Origin of the sequence: Nocardiopsis suaedae (assembly GCF_027706745.1) — a bacterium.
GTDB lineage: Bacteria > Actinomycetota > Actinomycetes > Streptosporangiales > Streptosporangiaceae > Nocardiopsis_A > Nocardiopsis_A suaedae.
Window position 1 is genome coordinate 61,348 of record NZ_JAQFWP010000011.1, and the last position, 17,479, is coordinate 78,826.

Below are 17,479 nucleotides of genomic sequence, written 5' to 3' on the forward strand. Positions count from 1 at the left end.
TCATGACCGACTCCCCGACACCAGCGAAGGGCGAGCACGTCTCGGTTCGCCTGACCGGCCCCAAGGCGGCCGTCGACGAACTGCTCGCTGCTCTGCCCACCCACTGGGACGCCGCCCGCGAACGGCGCTTCCCTGCCGACTTCCCCGGGCACATCCGCGTCTACCTGGAGGTCACCCCCCGATGAGCGCCACGGAGGCGCGCCCCGCGCCGCACAACCCCAACGAGATGCTCACGGTCGCCGAAGTCTGCCGCGAGCTGCGCATCTCCCGAAGCACCTGGGACCGGATGATCCGCCTCCAGCGGGCCCCGAAGTTCAAGCGCATGGGCGGAAAGCGCGGCGAGATCCGTGTCCGCCGCCGCTGGTTGGACGAATGGCTGGAGGGCGCCACCCGATGACCACCATGAGCTACGACGTGGTCTTCTACAAGATCCGCTTCCGCAAGAAGCCGGGGTCGAAGGGCGAAGCGGACGGCTACCCCCGCCCCTACCAGGTGCGTTGGAAGGTCGCTGGGAAGGAGCACCACGACTCGTTCGCGACCTCCGACCTCGCTGACGGACGACTCTCCGACCTGCGGCGGGCCGCTCGCAAGGGCCAGCAGTTCGATGTGGAATCCGGTCTCCCCGAGGAGGAACTCCGGGCCCTCGAAGAAGCAGCCCGGAACGTCTCCTGGTTCGCCCATGCTGTCGAGTACGCCCACTTCCGGTGGCCGGACATGGCGGGCAACACCCGCGCCAGCATGGTCGAAGCCCTCATGGCGGTCACCCCCGTCCTGGTCGATGACCTCCCGGGGGCGCCTGACAAGGAGACCCTCCGTTTCGCGCTCCGGAACTGGGCATTCGACCCCAACAAGGAGCGTGCGCAGGCACCCAGGAGTACCCAGGCCGCCCTTGAATGGCTGGAGAAGGCGTCCCTGCCGATCAAGGCGCTCACCGATGCCAAGTTCCTCGGAGCGGCCATGCGCGCGTGCGCGACCAAGCTCGATGGCACCTCTGCGGCGAGCGACTACTACAGCCGACGGCGGCGCGGCTTCAGCGGCGCCCTCACCTTCGCCGTCACCAAGAAGAGGCTCGCTGAGAACCCGCTGAAGGACAAGGAGCTTCCGCAGGTGTGGCAACCTCCCAAGCTGGAGGACGAAGTCGACCCCCGAGCGATCGGCAACCCGCAGATCGTCCGCCATACGCTCACGATGGTGAGCTACGTCGGGCGCACCCAGGGGCCGCGGTTCGCCGCGTGGTTCGGCTGCATGTACTACGCGATGATGCGGCCCGAAGAAGTCGCCGGGCTCAAGCGCTCCGGGTGCAAGCTGCCTGTCGACGGCTGGGGCAAGCTCACCTTCGCAACGAGCACGGCGGCCCCCGGGCGCCAGTGGACCGACTCGGGGGAGGTCCACGAGGAACGGGAGCTGAAGGGGAGGGGGAGGAAGAGCTCGCGGACGGTCCCCATCCCGCCGGTTCTCGTGCGGATGCTCCGCGAGCACATCGCGGCCTTCGGCACCGACCCGAAGGGGCGGCTCTTCCACAGCAGGAACGGCAACCGGATTCAGCCCTCAACGTATTGGCAGGTCTGGCAGCGCACGCGGGAGCTGGCATTCGCTCCGGAGCAGCGGGAGGGGCCGCTGCTGAAGCGCCCCTACGACCTCCGGCACGCCGGGGTCACCTACCGGTTGAACCGCGGGGTGCCGGCCACGCAGGTCGCCAAGTGGGCGGGCCACAGTGTCGAGACCCTGCAGCGGGTGTATGCCCAGGTCTGGGCAGAGATGGACGAAGTCTGGATCGACCGTATGGGCGAAGACTGGTGACGTGACGCAGATCACACGCGCGTAGCGCGCTGAAGGCGGAGACCCTGTCCGATACGGGGTCTCCGCCTTTTTTGTTCCATATGTCCTGACCGCACTGTGACCAGAGAAGTCCGCGAAACGTGCTTCCGGGTGACACGAGATGACATACAAAAACCAGCGGGCGCCGAAGCATTCCCGCTGGTCAGAGTGCGATCTGTGGAGGTCGCTGCGATGTGCCCCCTGGAGGATTCGAACCTCCGCACACGGCTCCGGAGGCCGTTGCTCTATCCCCTGAGCTAAGGGGGCGCGCTGCGTGATCCACTCTAGCAGTACTGCGGGGGTGGATCGTGCGAAACGGCCGCGCGGGCGGCGGTGCGGGCGCTACTCTCGCGGACGTGAAAGAAGCGGTGGCTCGGGTGCTGGTGGTCGACGACAACGAGGTCATCAGGCAGCTCATAGCGGTGAACCTGCAGCTCGAAGGGTTCGAGGTGCACCAGGCCGTCGACGGCCGGGAGTGCCTGGAGCGGGCCGAGGAGGTCCGGCCGCACGTCATCACGCTCGACGTGATGATGCCGCGGCTCGACGGCTGGGTCACCGCCACGCGCCTGCGCGAGAACGCCGGGACCCGCGAGGCCAAGGTCGTGCTCATCACCGCCCGCGCCCAGGGGGAGGACCTGCGGCGCGGCGAGGAGCTCGGCGTCGACGCCTACCTCACCAAGCCCTTCGACCCGAACGAGCTCATCGGCACCGTCCGCGAGCTCGCCGGGGTCGCCTGATGGCGCTCGCCTCCGCCTCCCCCTGGGAGCTCGACGCCGCCGTGCGCCGCGCCGCCGCCCGCGTCCTGGGGGCCGACCCCGCCGCCCTCCCCCCGGCCGACCCGCGCAGGGACAGGGACGCCCTCGCCTTCACCTCCGCCATCGCCCTGAGGGCGGGGGAGCAGGCGGGGCAGGACACGGAGTCGCTCGCCCTCGGTATCGCCGACCGCCTCAGACGCGAGGACGGCATCGTCGACGCCTCCGCCGGCCCCGGCGGCCGCCTCCTCCTCACCCCCGACCCCCGCCTCTTCGGCCCCCTCCTCCGCGACGCCCGCGACGGGGCGGTGTTCCTCGCCTCCGGGCGGCGCCCCGCGCCCCCGCTCCCCGGGCTCACCGGCCTCGCCGACCTCCCGACCCTGCACTCCGCCCGTGCCGCCGCCCGCGACGACGCCCGGAGGAGATTGGGGAGACCGGAAGGAACAGCGGGAGGGGGAGAGGACGGGGGAGCACGGGAAGGAGAGGGGCGGGCCGGCGCCGGTTGGCGGGAACCGCTCGTCGACCGCCCCCGCCTCGACACCGAGCCCGGCCGCCTCATCGCTGCCGTCGGGGAGGCCTCCGCCCGCTTCGCCTTCTGCCGCTCGCTCTCCGAACACCCCCGTCCCGGCGAGCTCACCGGCCCCCGCCTGCCCGCCCTGCCCACCGCCGACGACCCCGGCGCCTGGGCCCACCTCACCGCCGACAACCCCGCCTTCGCCGTCCGCTACGCCCACGCGCACGCCGTGGCGGCGCAGCGGTGGCAGGCCGGGGAGGAAGGGGAGGGGAGAGAAGGGGAGGGGGACGCGGGAAGAGACGCGGCGGGACGCGCGTTGCACCTTCCGGGAGAGCCCGACCCGGACCTGACCGGCCTCCTCGGCGCCCTCTACGACGGGCCCGGCACCGCCGCCGCGGCCGCGCGGCGTGGGCGACCCCATATGCTGGTCAGATACCTGGAGGGGCTCGCCACGGCCTACCATGTGTGGGCCGGTCCCCGCGACGGCGCGGGGGCAGCGGGGGAGCGCGCCGCCCACCGGCAGGACCTGCGCGCCGCCGTGTCCGGAGTCCTCGGAGCCGGCCTCCTCCTCATCGGTGTGACCGCGCCCACAAGGCTCTAGGCACCCCGGCCCCGCCCCGCCCGTGACACGCTTCCCAGAGCCCCGACACACCGCCGAGAGCCGTACATGAGCCGTTACGCCCACCCCGCAGGCCCCCGCCACGCGGACGTGCTGCCCGAGGACCACCCGCCCGCCCCGCCCGACGTCCTCTACGCCCTCGACCCGCGGGTGTGGCCCGGCGGCGCCCACCGCGCCGGCGGGGAGATCGTGCTGGGCGGGATCCCGGCCGCCGACCTGGCCCGCGAATACGGCACCCCGCTGTTCATCCTCGACGAGGAGGACTTCCGCGCCCGCGCCCGCGAGTTCCGCGACTCCTTCGCCGCCGTCGGCGCCGACGTCTACTACGCCGGCAAGGCCCTGCTCACCAAGGCCGTCGCCGGGTGGGTCCGGGACGAGGGGCTCAAGCTCGACGTGTGCAGCGGCGGCGAGCTCGCCGTCGCCCTGGCCGCCGGGTTCCCTCCCGAGGACATCGGCCTGCACGGCAACAACAAGTCCGGGGCCGAGCTGGCCCGCGCCGTGGACGCCGGGGTGGGCCGCATCATCGTCGACTCCTTCGACGAGATCGACCGCCTCGAGCGCATCGCCGCCGACCGCGGCGCCCGCCCCCGGGTGCTGGTCCGCGTCACCACCGGCGTGGAGGCGCACACCCACGAGTTCGTCGCCACCGCCCACGACGACCAGAAGTTCGGCCTGGCGCTGAGCACCGGCGCCGCCGAGCGCGCCGTGCGGCGCCTGCTCGAATCCGACCACGCCGAGCTGGTCGGCCTGCACTCGCACATCGGCTCGCAGATCTTCGACACCGCCGGTTTCGAGGTCGCCGCCCGCCGCGTCGCCGCGTTCCTGGCCCGCATCCACGCCGACACCGGCGCCACCCTGTCCGAACTGGACCTGGGCGGCGGTCTGGGCATCGCCTACACCCCCGCCGACACCCCGCTGGCCGCCAAGGACATCGCGCAGAGCCTCAGCGCCATCGTCGCCCGCGAGTGCGAGGCCGGGGGCCTACCGGTCCCGCGGCTGTCGGTCGAGCCCGGCCGCGCCGTCGCCGGGCCCGCCGGGGTCACCCTCTACACCGTCGGCACCGTCAAGGACGTCGAGGGCATCCGCACCTACGTCAGCGTCGACGGCGGCATGAGCGACAACATCCGCACCGCCCTGTACGGCGCCGAGTACACCTGCGCCCCCGCCTCCCGCGCCGGCTCCGCCGAGCCGATGCTCTCCCGCCTGGTCGGCAAGCACTGCGAGAGCGGCGACATCATCGTGAACGACCTGTACCTGCCCCGGGACCTGCGCCCCGGCGACCTCGTCGCGGTGGCCGCCACCGGCGCCTACTGCCACTCGATGGCCAGCAACTACAACCACCTGCCCCGCCCGGCGGTGGTCGCGGTGCGCGGCGGGGCGTCCCGGACGCTGGTGCGCCGCGAGACCGAGGAGGACCTGCTCCGCCTCGACCAGGGCTGACCGGGACAGGAACAGGAACCGCAGAAGCACATGAGAGAAGTGGGAGTCACCCCCCTATGGCGATGAAGGTGGCGCTGCTCGGATGCGGCGTCGTTGGTGCTGAAGTCGTCCGCCTGATCGACGAGCAGTCCGAGGAGCTCGCCGCGCGCATCGGCACGCCCGTCGAGATCGGCGGGATCGCGGTGCGGCGCCTGGGCCGCTCCCGCGGCACGGGCCTGGACCCCGAGCTGTTCACCACCGACGCCGCGTCCCTCGTCACGCGCGACGACATCGACCTGGTGGTGGAGGTGATCGGCGGGATCGAGCCGGCCCGCTCGCTCCTGCTGTCGGCGATCAAGGCCGGCAAGTCGGTGGTCACCGCCAACAAGGCGCTGCTCGCCGAGGACGGCGCCACCATCCACGACGCCGCCCGCGAGGCCGGGGTGGACGTGTTCTACGAGGCCGCCGTCGCCGGGGCCATCCCGCTGCTGCGGCCGCTGCGCGACTCGCTGGCCGGGGACCGCGTCCGCCGCGTCATGGGCATCGTCAACGGCACCACCAACTTCATCCTCGACCGGATGGACGCCCAGGGCGCCGGGTTCGCCGAGTCCCTGGAGGAGGCCCAGGCGCTGGGCTACGCCGAGGCCGACCCCACCGCCGACGTGGAGGGCTTCGACGCCGCCGCCAAGGCCGCCATCCTGGCCCGGCTGGCCTTCCACACCCGGCAGGTCACCGCCGCCGACGTGCACCGCGAGGGCATCACCGGGGTGACCGCCGCCGACATCGCCAGCGCCAAGGCCATGGGCTGCGTCGTCAAACCCCTGGCGATCTGCCAGCTCTCCGAGGACGGCGCCTCGGTCGGGGTGCGCGTGCACCCGGCCATGCTGCCCCGCGAGCACCCGCTGGCCACCGTCGGCGGCGCCTACAACGCCGTGTTCGTGGAGGCCGAGTCGGCCGGGCGGCTGATGTTCTACGGCGCCGGCGCCGGGGGCGCCCCCACCGCCAGCGCCGTGCTCGGCGACCTGGTCGCGGTGGGCCGCAACCGGCTCGCCGCCACCTCGGTGGGCGAGGGCGCGCACGACACCGGCCTGCCGGTGCACCCGATGGGCGCCACCGTCACCCGCTACCACCTGTCCCTGGACGTGGCCGACCGGCCCGGCGTGCTGGCCCGGGTGGCCGAGGTGTTCGCCGAGAACGGGGTGTCCATCATGAACGTGCGCCAGGAGGGGCGCGGCGACGACGCCCAGCTCGTCCTGGTCAGCCACCCCGCCCCGGACGCGGCGCTGGACGCCACCGTGGAGCGGCTGCGCGCCCTGGACGAGGTGCGCTCGGTGGCCAGCGTCATGCGGGTCGAGGCGCTCGGTACGGGCATCTAGACTGCTGGCGCGGGTTCCCGCGTTTTCCGTATCACTTCTGATCAATCACTTCTGATCGCGAGAGGTCCCTGTCGTGAGCATGGCACGGGCGTGGCGCGGGGTGGTCGAGGAGTACCGCGACCGCCTCCCCGTCACGGCGAACACCCCGGTGGTCACCCTCCAGGAGGGCGGCACCCCGCTGGTACCGGCGCGGCGGGTGTCGGAGCTGACCGGCTGCGAGGTCTTCCTGAAGGTGGAGGGCCTCAACCCCACCGGCTCCTTCAAGGACCGCGGCATGACGATGGCCATCAGCAAGGCCGCCGAGGACGGGGCGCAGGCGGTCATCTGCGCCTCCACCGGCAACACCAGCGCCAGCGCCGCCGCCTACGCGGTGCGCGCCGGCATGACCTGCGCGGTGCTGGTGCCGCAGGGCAAGATCGCGATGGGCAAGCTCGCCCAGGCGCTCGTGCACGGCGCCAAGCTGCTGCAGGTCGACGGCAACTTCGACGACTGCCTGGAGCTGGCGCGCAAGCTGTCGGTGGACTACCCGGTGGCGCTGGTCAACTCGGTCAACCCCTACCGGCTGCAGGGCCAGAAGACCGCCGCCTTCGAGGTGGTCGACGCCCTGGGCGACGCCCCCGACGTGCACTGCCTGCCGGTGGGCAACGCCGGGAACATCACCGCCTACTGGATGGGCTACAAGGAGTTCGCCGCCGAGGGCCCCGCCACCGGCACCCCGCGCATGCTCGGCTTCCAGGCCAGCGGCGCCGCGCCGATCGTCGGCGGCGAGCCGGTGCGCTCCCCGCGCACCATCGCCACCGCGATCCGCATCGGCAACCCCGCCTCCTGGCAGACCGCCGAGCAGGCCCGGGACGAGTCCGGCGGGGCCATCGCCTCGGTCACCGACCGGCAGATCCTGGCCGCCTACCGGATGCTCGCCGCCGAGGAGGGCGTCTTCGTGGAGCTCGCCTCGGCCGCCAGCGTCGCCGGGCTGCTGCAGAGCGCCGAGGCCGGGGGCGTCGCGCCCGGCTCCCGGGTGGTCTGCACGGTGACCGGGAACGGCCTGAAGGACCCCGACTGGGCGCTGGCCGGCGCCTCGTCGGCGACCACGGTCCCGGTGGACGCCCGCGCCGCCGCGGGCGCCCTGGGCCTGGCGTGAGCGCCGCGCCCGCCGGGGTGCGCGTGCTCACCCCGGCCACCAGCGCCAACCTGGGCCCCGGCTTCGACGCCATGGGGCTGGCCCTGGACCTGCACGACGAGGTCGAGGCCCGCGTCCGCGACGACGGGCGGGTGCGCGTGTCGGTCGAGGGCGAGGGCGCCGGGACGGTGCCCGAGGGGCCGGGACACCTCGTCGCCCGCGCCTTCCGCGCCGCCTGGGAGGCCGCGGGGGAGCGGCCCCCGGGCGTGGAGCTGCGCTGCCGCAACGCCGTCCCGCACGGGCGCGGGCTGGGCTCGTCGGCCTCGGCGATCACCGCCGGGGTCGCGGCCGCCGCCGCCCTGGCGGGGCGGGTGGGGCCGGACGGGGACGTCGACCGGGACTGGGTGTTCGGCACCGCCGCCGACATCGAGGGCCACCCCGACAACGTGGCCCCCTGCGTGTACGGGGGGTTCACCCTGTCCTGGGGCGGGCGCGGGGCCTGGCGGGCGCTGCGCCTGGAGCCCGACCCGCGGCTGCGGCCGGTGGTGTGCGTCCCGGACGCCGAACTGTCCACCGAGGCCGCGCGCGGGCTGCTGCCGGCCGAGGTGCCGCACGCCGACGCCGCGTTCACGGCGGGCCGGGCGGCGCTGCTCACCGCGGCCGTTTCCGGCCACCCCGAGCTGCTCCTGGAGGCGACCGAGGACCGCCTGCACGAGCGCTACCGTGCCGCCGCCATGCCCGAGAGCGCCCGTCTGGCCGCCGACCTGCGCGGACGGGACGGCTTGGCCGCGGTGGTCTCCGGCGCGGGGCCCACCGTGCTGGTGCTCGCCGCCGATGGGGGCACCGGTGCCCGAAACGCCCCAGTGGCGGGCGATGTCGGGCAAATCCATCGGGATGCGGTTGATTCGATTCGCGCCCGAACGGGTACGGCTTGGCACATACGCCCCTTAGCAATCGATCCGGCTGGGGTGCGGATCAGTTCTCCCCGTTCATTGACCAGTGTCGAGGAATAGCCTTGGGCTCCGGTGATGTTAGGCTGGTCGTAGCACCAGATGCCCCGTTGCGGGGCGTGTGCTCATCCGCCACAGGGACCTCCGCGCCACGCGGGCCGGCCCCCGTGTCGAGCTCACGTCGCCCCCGCGGCCCCGCCCATCCCACCGAGGCGCCGTCCTCGCCCGGCGAGAGCGACAGAACGGTCCGCGGGACGAACCATCGAGCTCACCGCCCCGACGTCTGGCTGTACCCAGAGCCCGCCGCGATTGGGTAAGGGCGCCGACCGACGGTTCCCGACAACCACGTGGGGCACGCCCGACCCGGCCCCCGCCGGTTCGCACCACCGGGCCGGCCGTTCTTGACATGACAACGGCACGAGCCCGCTCCTTGGGAAGGACCCTTAGTGAGCGACACCACCGAACTCCACACGGACGCGGCGGTCAGCACCAACGACGATTCCACCGCGCCCGCTGCGGACGCCGGCGACGGCGCGGAACGCGCCGCCAAGAGCGGCCCGTCCCGGTCCCGGGCCGGATCCGGCGCCACCGGGCTGTCGGCGCTCAAGCTCACCGAGCTCCAGCGGCTCGCGTCGAGCCTGGGCATCACCGGCACGGGGCGGATGCGCAAGAACGACGTCATCGCCGCCATCGAGGCCAAGCAGGGCGGCCCGGTGGCCGCCCCCCAGGCCGACCGCAAGGACGCGCCCAAGGACGCGCCGAAGGACGCCCCGGAGAAGGGCTCCGCCGGAGGGTCCGCCAAGAAGGGCCGGGCCGCCGGGGGCGGCGGCAAGGGCGCCGAGAAGGGCGCCGAGAAGAGCACCGAGAAGAGCACCGAGCAGGACGGCCCCAAGGCCGACAAGGACACCGCGGGCCGCGGCCGCCGCTCGGCGCGGCGCCGTTCCGACGAGGCCGAGCAGGCCCCGGCGGCCGCGGAAGCGACCGAGACCCCGACCTCCGCGAGCAGTGTGAAGACCTCCAGCACCTCCCAGAAGAGCGGCCCCGACGGCGGCGAGGGCCGCAAGCAGGGCCGCGAGCGCCAGCGCAACCGCCGCAACCGGGGCGGGCGCGACGACGGCCCCGCCGAGGGCCACGGCGACGGCGGCCAGCAGCACGGCGGCTCCGGCGGCCAGGGCGGCCGGCAGAACGCCGACGACGACTCCGGCGGCGGGCGCCGCCGCGGGCGCCGCCGGGACCGGCGCGACCGCCGCGGCCGCGACCGTCCGGACACCGAGCCGGTGATCAGCGAGGACGACGTCCTGCTGCCGGTCGCCGGGATCCTCGACATCCTGGACAACTACGCGTTCGTGCGCACCACCGGCTACCTGCCCGGGCCCAACGACGTCTACGTCTCGCTGGCCCAGGTGCGCAAGTACGGCCTGCGCAAGGGCGACGCGATCACCGGCGCGGTGCGCCAGCCCCGCGAGGGCGAGCGCCGCGAGAAGTTCAACGCGCTGGTGCGCCTGGACACCATCAACGGGATGGCGCCCGACCAGGCCCGCAACCGCCCCGAGTTCTCCAAGCTCGTCCCGCTGTACCCGCAGGACCGGCTCCGCCTGGAGACCGAGCCGAACGTGCTGACCACGCGGATCATCGACCTGGTCGCGCCGATCGGCAAGGGGCAGCGCGGCCTGATCGTGTCCCCGCCCAAGGCGGGCAAGACGATGGTGCTGCAGTCCATCGCCAACGCGATCACCGAGAACAACCCCGAGTGCCACCTCATGGTCGTCCTCGTCGACGAGCGGCCCGAAGAGGTCACCGACATGCAGCGCACGGTCAAGGGGGAGGTCATCCACTCCACCTTCGACCGCCCGGCCGAGGACCACACGACCGTGGCCGAGCTGTCCATCGAGCGCGCCAAGCGCCTGGTGGAGATGGGCCTGGACGTGGTCGTGCTGCTGGACTCCATCACCCGCCTGGGCCGCGCCTACAACCTGGCCGCCCCGGCCAGCGGGCGCATCCTGTCCGGCGGTGTGGACTCCACCGCGCTGTACCCGCCCAAGCGGTTCTTCGGCGCGGCCCGCAACATCGAGAACGGCGGCTCGCTGACGATCCTGGCCACCGCGCTGGTGGACACCGGCTCGCGGATGGACGAGGTCATCTTCGAGGAGTTCAAGGGCACCGGCAACATGGAGCTCAAGCTCAACCGGTCCCTGGCCGACAAGCGCATCTTCCCGGCCGTGGACGTGGACGCCTCCTCCACCCGCAAGGAGGAGATCCTCATGTCCCAGGAGGAGCTGTCCATCATCTGGAAGCTCCGCCGGGTGCTGCACGCGCTGGACACCCAGCAGGCGGTCGAGCTGCTCCTGGACAAGATGAAGGACAGCAAGAGCAACGCGGAGTTCCTGATGCAGGTGCAGAAGACCAGCCCCGGGGGCGACTAGACCGCGCCGGCCGAGCGCCCGGGCGGCCCTCCCCCTCGCGGGAGGGCCGCCTTTTCGCGTCCCGGCGCCTTTACGGGGCCCACACGGCGGGCTTAGCATCCTTCCAGCTCGTGTATACGGTGTACTCCAGCCCCCCCCGGGAGTTGCCTGGATGGACGACCTCGCCCTGCTCAGCCTCTTCGCCCTGGCCCCCGTTCTGACCGTCGGCGTCCTGCTGGTGGGGCTGCGCTGGCCCGCCAAGTACGCGATGCCCGCCGGGTACGCGGTGGTCGTGGCCGTGGCCGCCCTCGTCTGGGACGTGGACGCGACGGTCATCGCCGCCTCCAGCGTCCAGGGGCTGATCCTGGCCGCCGGACTCCTCTACATCGTCTTCGGCGCCCTGCTCCTGCTGGCCACGCTCACCCAGAGCGGGGCCATCGCCACCGTCCGCGCCACCTTCACCGGCATCAGCCCCGACCGCCGCGTGCAGGCGGTCATCATCGGCTGGCTGTTCGGCAGCTTCATCGAGGGCGCCTCCGGCTTCGGCACCCCCGCCGCCGTCGTCGCCCCGCTGCTGCTCGCCCTGGGCTTCCCCGCCATGGCCGCGGTCATGGTCGGCCTGATCATTCAGAGCACCCCGGTGAGCTTCGGCGCCGTGGGCACGCCCATCCTGGTGGGCGTCAGCGGCGGCCTGGAGGGCGCGCCGAACGTCGAGGCGCACACCGCCGCGGCCGGCACCTCCTTCACCGCCCTCGTCGACGGCATCGGCCTGCAGACGGCGCTGCTGCACGCCCTCACCGGAACCCTGGTCCCGGTCTTCCTGTGCTGCATGCTGTGCGGCTTCTACGGCGGCCGCCGCCGCTTCACCGACGGCCTGGCCGTGTGGCCCTTCGCCCTGTTCGCCGCCCTGGCCATGGTGGTTCCCTCGGTCCTGTACAACGCCTTCCTGGGCGTGGAGTTCACCTCCCTGCTCGGCGGCCTGACCGGGCTGCTGATCGTCGTCACCGCGGCCCGCGCCGGGTTCCTGATGCCCAAGGAGCCGTGGGACTTCCCGCCCCGCTCCGAGTGGGAGGAGCGCTGGACCGGGCGCCTGGTGCCCGACGCCGCGCCCGCGGACGGCGACGGCCCCCGCATCGGCCTGCTCCGCGCCTGGGCGCCCTACCTCCTGGTGGCCGCCGTCCTCATCGCCACCCGGATGATCACCCCCGCCAAGGAGTGGCTGGAGGGCGTGGAGCTGGGCGCCGACGACATCCTCGGCACCGGCATCGGCGAGGCGGTGCCGGTGCTCTACTCCCCGGGCGCCGCGTTCATCGCCGTCTGCCTGGCCACCTACGCCCTGCACCGGATGAGCGGGCGCCGCATCGCCGCCTCGTGGCGCACCGCCGGGGGCCAGCTCGCCGGGGCCGCGGTGGCGCTGCTGTTCGCGGTGCCGCTGGTGCGCGTCTTCATCAACAGCGGCGAGGAGTTCTCCGGCGCCGGGCTCGCCAGCATGCCGCTCACCCTCGCCGAGGGGGCGGCCGCCATCGGCGGCGGCGCCTGGCCGCTGTTGGCCCCGTGGATCGGCGCGCTCGGCGCGTTCATCGCCGGCAGCAACACCGTCTCCAACCTGATGTTCTCCCTGTTCCAGTTCTCCACCGCCGAGCAGATCGGCGCCGCGCCGCCCACGGTGGTGGCCGCGCAGGCGGTCGGCGGCGCGGCCGGGAACATGATCACGGTGCACAACGTCGTCGCCGCGTCCGCGGTGGTCGGCCTGGCCGGGCGGGAGGGCGACCTGATCCGGCAGACCGTGATACCGCTCACGTACTACCTGCTGGCGTCGGGAGCGCTGGCCTATCTCTTCGCCTACGGGGCGGGCGTGAACGCGGGGGCCGTCCAACTGGCGGCGCTCCTGCTCGCGCTGGCCGCGGCGGTGGTGCTGCTGCGCCGCCGGGACAAGGCCGAGGCGGCGGCACGCGCGACCGCAGGGGGCGGGGGATAGCCGCTTTTTCCTACCCGCACGGCGGTTCGCCAAAACCCCGGTTCCGTGCTTCCATGCCACCCGATGGACAAGAAGAGATGGGCCGCCGCCGCGGGAGTGTGCGCGGTCGCGCTGGCCGCCGGGGGCGTGCTCGTCGCCGCCCCGTGGTCCTCCGATGCCGACGCCCCGGCGCCGTCCGCCTCGTCCCCGCCCCCCGAGCCGCCGCGCATCAGTGCCGAGCGCCGTCTGGCGCTGCAGCGCGCGCTGAACGAGACCGTGGCCGGGGGGTCGGCCAGCGGCGCCGTGGCCGAGTACGTCGAGCACGGCGAGGGCGGCAGCGACTCCTGGAGCGGCGTGGCCGGCGTGGCCGACCTGTCCACCGACGTCCCCGTCGACCCGCAGGCGCACTTCCGCGTGGCCAGCATCTCCAAGCCGTTCGTCGCCGCCACCGTGCTGCAGCTCGTCGAAGAGGGCCGGGTCCGCCTCGACGACACCCTGGAGGACGTGCTGCCCGGGCTGGTCGACGGCGGCGACCGGATCACCCTGCGCATGGTGCTCAGCCACACCAGCGGGCTGTACAGCTACAACAAGTCCATGCCCAGCGTGCGCAGCGACCCCGGGCGGGCCTGGCGCCCCGAAGAGCTGGTGGAGATCGCCAACGAGCACGACCCGGTGTTCCCTCCCGGCTCCGACGTGGAGTACTCCAACACCAACTACGTGCTGGCCGCCCTGGTCATCGAGAAGGTCACCGGCAACCCCTACCGGGAGGAGGTCCAGGCGCGCATCCTGGACCCCCTGGGGCTGACCGAGACCTCCATCCCCACCGGCACCGGCGTGCCCGCGCCGTCCATGCACGGCTACGCCTGGGTCTCCGACGGCGCGGGCGGGCACACCGCCGAGGACGTCACCTCCTTCGACACCTCCCGCTGGTACGGCACCGCGCAGGTCGTCTCCACCGTGAGCGACATCAACACCTACTGGCGCGCCCTGCTCGACGGCGAGGTGCTCGGCGCGGAGGTGCTGGAGGAGATGCTCACCGTCCAGGCCTACAACGCCGGCGACTACGGGTACGCCCTCGGCCCGCGCTCCTACACCCTGGAATGCGGCACCCGGGTGTGGATGCACCCCGGCAACATCCCCGGCCACCGCACCTGGACCGTCCACTCCGAGGACCGCGACCTGACCGTCTTCCAGGCCCGCTACCGCGAGGACCCCGACCCGCCCGCCTGGGCCATGATCGAGCTGGCCATGTGCCCCGAGGACGCCCCCGGGGACCCCTCGCCCTCGCCCACCCCCGAGGACTACCCCAGCGAGGACGTCGCGGGAACCGGCCGCGGCAAGGACGGCGGGAAGTAGTCCCGGTCGGTTCTTGTTGCACTCTCTGGCAGACTGGTAGGGGAAGGAACCCCTCTGCCCAGCGCAGGGGCACGCCAGGTCCGTATGAGAGACCGAGAGGCGGTACCGGTTCCCGCGCGCCGCAGACCTCTGCACCCGTGTCCAGCGTTCCTTCCGTGGCGCGCGTCCGGCGACCGCACAGCGAGGAGACCCAGTGAAGGCCGAGATCCACCCCGAGTACGTCGTCACCGAGGTGACCTGCACCTGCGGGAACAGCTTCACCACCCGCAGCACCAAGACCGAGGGCGCCATCCGCGCCGACATCTGCTCCGCCTGCCACCCGTTCTACACGGGCAAGCAGAAGATCATGGACACCGGCGGCCGGGTCGCCCGCTTCGAGAAGCGCTTCGGCAAGCGCAAGTAGCGCCAGCCGCAGCGGCGCCGGGACGTGCGACGGCGCGTCCCGGCGCCGCGCCTTGAGACCCGACCGCGCTATCGATGGGGACTGACGACACGTGAAGCTGGACGACCTCCTCGGCGAGTACTACGAACTGGAGCAGCAGCTCGCCGACCCCGACGTGCACGCCGACCCGGGCCGCGCGCGCTCCCTGGGCAAGCGGTACTCCCAGCTCACCCCCGTCATCGCCGCCTACCGCGAGCTCCAGCAGGTGGAGAGCGACCTGGAGGCGGCCCACGAGCTCGCCGCCGAGGACCGCTCCTTCGGCGAGGAGGCCGACCGCCTGGAGGCCGAGCGCGAGCGGCTCACCGAGCGGCTGCGCGTGCTGCTCGTCCCGCGCGACCCCGCCGACGACAAGAACGTCATCCTGGAGGTCAAGGCCGGCGAGGGCGGCGAGGAGTCCGCCCTGTTCGCCGGCGACCTGGTCCGGATGTACCTGCGCTACGCCGAGAACCGCGGCTGGAAGACCGAGGTGATCGACTCCACCGCCTCCGACCTGGGCGGGTACAAGGACATCACCATCGCCTTCAAGAACAAGGGCGGCGCCCCCGAGCCCGGCGAGGGCGTGTGGCCCCGCCTGAAGTTCGAGGGCGGCGTGCACCGCGTCCAGCGCGTCCCGGTCACCGAGTCCCAGGGCCGCATCCACACCTCGGCCGCCGGGGTGCTGGTGGTCCCCGAGGCCGAGGAGATCGAGGTCGAGATCAGCGAGAACGACCTGCGCATCGACGTGTACCGGTCCTCGGGCCCGGGCGGGCAGAGCGTCAACACCACCGACTCGGCCGTGCGCATCACCCACCTGCCCAGCGGCATCGTCGTCTCCTGCCAGAACGAGAAGAGCCAGCTGCAGAACAAGGAGCAGGCGATGCGCATCCTGCGCGCCCGCCTGTACGCCGAGGCCCAGGCCAGCGCCGACGCCGAGGCGGCGGCCGAGCGCAAGAGCCAGGTCCGCACCGTGGACCGCTCCGAGCGGGTGCGCACCTACAATTTCCCGGAGAACCGCATCTCCGACCACCGGGTCGGCTACAAGGCCTACAACCTCGACCAGGTCCTCGACGGCGAGCTGGACGGCGTGCTGCAGGCCCTGATCGACGCCGACACCACCGAGAGGCTGGAGCAGGCCCAGTCATGAACTTCCTGCTCGACGAAGTCGCGCGCGCCACGCTGAGGCTGGCCGAGGCGGGCGTCGACTCGCCCCGCACCGACGCCGAGGAGCTCGCGGCGTTCGTGCACGGCGTTCGTCGAGGAGAGCTCCACCAGGTGGCCGACGCCGACTTCGACGCCCTGTACTGGGAGTGCGTCGCCCGCCGCGCCGCCCGCGAGCCGCTGCAGCACATCACCGGCCGCGCCTACTTCCGCTACCTGGAGCTGGCGGTGGGCCCCGGGGTGTTCACCCCCCGCCCGGAGACCGAGATCATGGTCGACTGGGCGATCGAGACGCTGCGCGCCATGGACGTCGCCGACCCCGTCGTGGTCGACCTGGGCACCGGCTCGGGCGCCATCGCCATCTCCATCGCCCAGGAGGTGCCGCGCTCGCGCGTGCACGCCGTCGAGCTCGACCCCGGGGCGCTGGCCTGGGCGGAGCGCAACATCGACGCCACCGGCCACGGGGAGCGGGTCACCGCCCACCACGCCGACATGCGCACCGCCCTGGCCGAGCTGGACGGCCGGGTGGACATGGTGGTGAGCAACCCCCCGTACGTGCCCACCGGCCAGGCCGGCACCGTCCCCCCGGAGGTGCGCGACCACGACCCGGCCCCCGCCCTGTGGGCCGGGGCCGACGGCCTGGACCTCATCCGCGGCCTGGAGGCGGTCGGCCGCCGGCTGCTGCGCCCCGGCGGCGCGATGGCCATCGAGCACGGCGACGGACAGGGCATCGACATCCCCCCGCTCTTCCCCGAGGAGCGGGGGTGGCGCGACGTGCGCAACCGCAAGGACCTGGCCCGCCGGGACCGGTTCGTGGCCATGCGCCGCGCCGACGACTGAGGACGCTTGGGAGAAGGGGACCGATGAGCCGCCGCTACGACTGCGCACAGGAGTCCGAGCGCAAGGACGGGGTCGCCGACGCCGCCTCGACCGTGCGCCGGGGGGAGCGGGTGGTGCTGCCCACCGACACCGTGTACGGGATCGGCGCCGACGCCTTCAGCCCCGCCGCGGTGGCCGGGCTGCTGGAGGCCAAGGGGCGCGGGCGGGACATGCCGCCGCCGGTGCTGGTGGGGTCGGTGCGCGCCGCGCACGCCCTCATCGACGACCTGGGCGGGCACGGCCAGGACCTGATCGAGGAGTTCTGGCCCGGGCCGCTGACCATCGTGTGCACGGCCACCCCCAGCCTGTCCTGGGACCTGGGCGACACCAAGGGCACCGTGGCGGTGCGCATGCCGATGCACCCGGTCGCCCTGGAGCTGCTCAAGGAGACGGGCCCGATGGCGGTCAGCAGCGCCAACGTCTCCGGTGAGCCCGCGGCGACCACCGCCGCCGAGGCCGAGGCCCAGCTCGGCGAGAGCGTCGCGGTCTACCTGGACGGCGGCCCCTGCGCCGAGGCGGTGCCCTCCACCATCGTCGACCTGACCTACGCGGTGCCGCGGGTGCTGCGCCTGGGCGCCATCCCCATCGAGAAGCTGCGCGCGGTGTGCGGCACGGTGATCGGGGAGGCCAAGCCGCGGCGCAAGCCCGAACCCGAGCCCGAGTCCGGGCCCGCGCAGGAGAACGACGGGGCGGAGCCGGGCGAGGCGTCCGCACCGTGACGCCGGGGGTGCTAGGTTCGTG

At 73.2% G+C, this 17,479-nt stretch carries 16 protein-coding genes and 1 tRNA gene; 16 read left to right on the plus strand and 1 reads right to left on the minus strand.

Going from position 1 to position 17,479, the window contains the following annotated elements; genetic code table 11:
- The first annotated feature begins 2 nt into the window (after positions 1–2).
- From O4U47_RS08095 to O4U47_RS08105, 3 genes are read left to right on the plus strand one after another with little or no spacing between them, the layout of a single operon-like run.
- On the plus strand, positions 3–185 hold the full coding sequence (locus O4U47_RS08095) for a hypothetical protein (RefSeq protein ID WP_270677016.1): 183 nt from the start codon (positions 3–5) through the stop codon (positions 183–185).
- Entirely contained in the window at positions 182–397 is a 216-nt protein-coding gene (locus O4U47_RS08100; RefSeq protein ID WP_270677017.1) for a helix-turn-helix transcriptional regulator, read from the plus strand. Before O4U47_RS08095 ends, O4U47_RS08100 begins: the two co-directional genes overlap by 4 nt.
- Entirely contained in the window at positions 394–1,800 is a 1,407-nt protein-coding gene (locus O4U47_RS08105) for a tyrosine-type recombinase/integrase (RefSeq protein ID WP_270677018.1), read from the plus strand. Before O4U47_RS08100 ends, O4U47_RS08105 begins: the two co-directional genes overlap by 4 nt.
- Before the next feature lie 213 nt (positions 1,801–2,013).
- Here the strand turns inward: O4U47_RS08105 and O4U47_RS08110 are convergent.
- Positions 2,014–2,085: transfer RNA gene (locus O4U47_RS08110), tRNA-Arg, on the minus strand.
- Positions 2,086–2,195: 110 nt separating this feature from the next.
- Here O4U47_RS08110 and O4U47_RS08115 point away from each other — a divergent pair.
- From O4U47_RS08115 to O4U47_RS08175, 13 genes are all read left to right on the plus strand, one after another.
- Entirely contained in the window at positions 2,196–2,555 is a 360-nt protein-coding gene (locus O4U47_RS08115) for a response regulator transcription factor (protein WP_270677099.1), read from the plus strand.
- Positions 2,555–3,685: a DALR anticodon-binding domain-containing protein gene (locus O4U47_RS08120; RefSeq protein WP_270677020.1), complete on the plus strand. Its 1,131-nt coding sequence runs from the start codon at positions 2,555–2,557 to the stop codon at positions 3,683–3,685. The genes O4U47_RS08115 and O4U47_RS08120 overlap by 1 nt, the downstream gene beginning before the upstream one ends.
- Positions 3,686–3,751: 66 nt before the next feature.
- The gene (gene lysA / locus O4U47_RS08125; protein WP_270677021.1) at positions 3,752–5,143 is read left to right on the plus strand and encodes a diaminopimelate decarboxylase; all 1,392 of its coding nucleotides are present in this window, start codon (positions 3,752–3,754) and stop codon (positions 5,141–5,143) included.
- A 56-nt stretch (positions 5,144–5,199) separates the two neighbouring features.
- Entirely contained in the window at positions 5,200–6,498 is a 1,299-nt protein-coding gene (locus O4U47_RS08130) for a homoserine dehydrogenase (protein WP_270677023.1), read from the plus strand.
- Between the two features lie 79 nt (positions 6,499–6,577).
- On the plus strand, positions 6,578–7,636 hold the full coding sequence (thrC, locus tag O4U47_RS08135; protein WP_270677100.1) for a threonine synthase: 1,059 nt from the start codon (positions 6,578–6,580) through the stop codon (positions 7,634–7,636).
- Positions 7,633–8,628 (plus strand): homoserine kinase, encoded by a 996-nt coding sequence (thrB, locus tag O4U47_RS08140; protein ID WP_270677024.1) that lies wholly within the window; start codon positions 7,633–7,635, stop codon positions 8,626–8,628. Before thrC ends, thrB begins: the two co-directional genes overlap by 4 nt.
- 383 nt (positions 8,629–9,011) lie before the next feature.
- On the plus strand, positions 9,012–10,988 hold the full coding sequence (gene rho / locus O4U47_RS08145) for a transcription termination factor Rho (RefSeq protein ID WP_270677025.1): 1,977 nt from the start codon (positions 9,012–9,014) through the stop codon (positions 10,986–10,988).
- Between the two features lie 151 nt (positions 10,989–11,139).
- On the plus strand, positions 11,140–12,945 hold the full coding sequence (locus O4U47_RS08150; protein ID WP_270677026.1) for an L-lactate permease: 1,806 nt from the start codon (positions 11,140–11,142) through the stop codon (positions 12,943–12,945).
- 63 nt (positions 12,946–13,008) lie between these two features.
- Positions 13,009–14,280, plus strand: coding sequence for a serine hydrolase domain-containing protein (locus O4U47_RS08155; RefSeq protein ID WP_270677027.1), 1,272 nt, complete (start codon positions 13,009–13,011; stop codon positions 14,278–14,280).
- A gap of 193 nt (positions 14,281–14,473) precedes the next feature.
- On the plus strand, positions 14,474–14,683 hold the full coding sequence (gene rpmE, locus O4U47_RS08160) for a 50S ribosomal protein L31 (protein WP_270677028.1): 210 nt from the start codon (positions 14,474–14,476) through the stop codon (positions 14,681–14,683).
- 91 nt (positions 14,684–14,774) lie between these two features.
- Positions 14,775–15,845: a peptide chain release factor 1 gene (gene prfA / locus O4U47_RS08165; protein ID WP_270677029.1), complete on the plus strand. Its 1,071-nt coding sequence runs from the start codon at positions 14,775–14,777 to the stop codon at positions 15,843–15,845.
- Positions 15,842–16,699: a peptide chain release factor N(5)-glutamine methyltransferase gene (gene prmC, locus O4U47_RS08170; protein ID WP_270677030.1), complete on the plus strand. Its 858-nt coding sequence runs from the start codon at positions 15,842–15,844 to the stop codon at positions 16,697–16,699. The genes prfA and prmC overlap by 4 nt, the downstream gene beginning before the upstream one ends.
- Before the next feature lie 23 nt (positions 16,700–16,722).
- Positions 16,723–17,457 (plus strand): L-threonylcarbamoyladenylate synthase, encoded by a 735-nt coding sequence (locus O4U47_RS08175; RefSeq protein WP_270677031.1) that lies wholly within the window; start codon positions 16,723–16,725, stop codon positions 17,455–17,457.
- Positions 17,458–17,479: the final 22 nt, after the last annotated feature.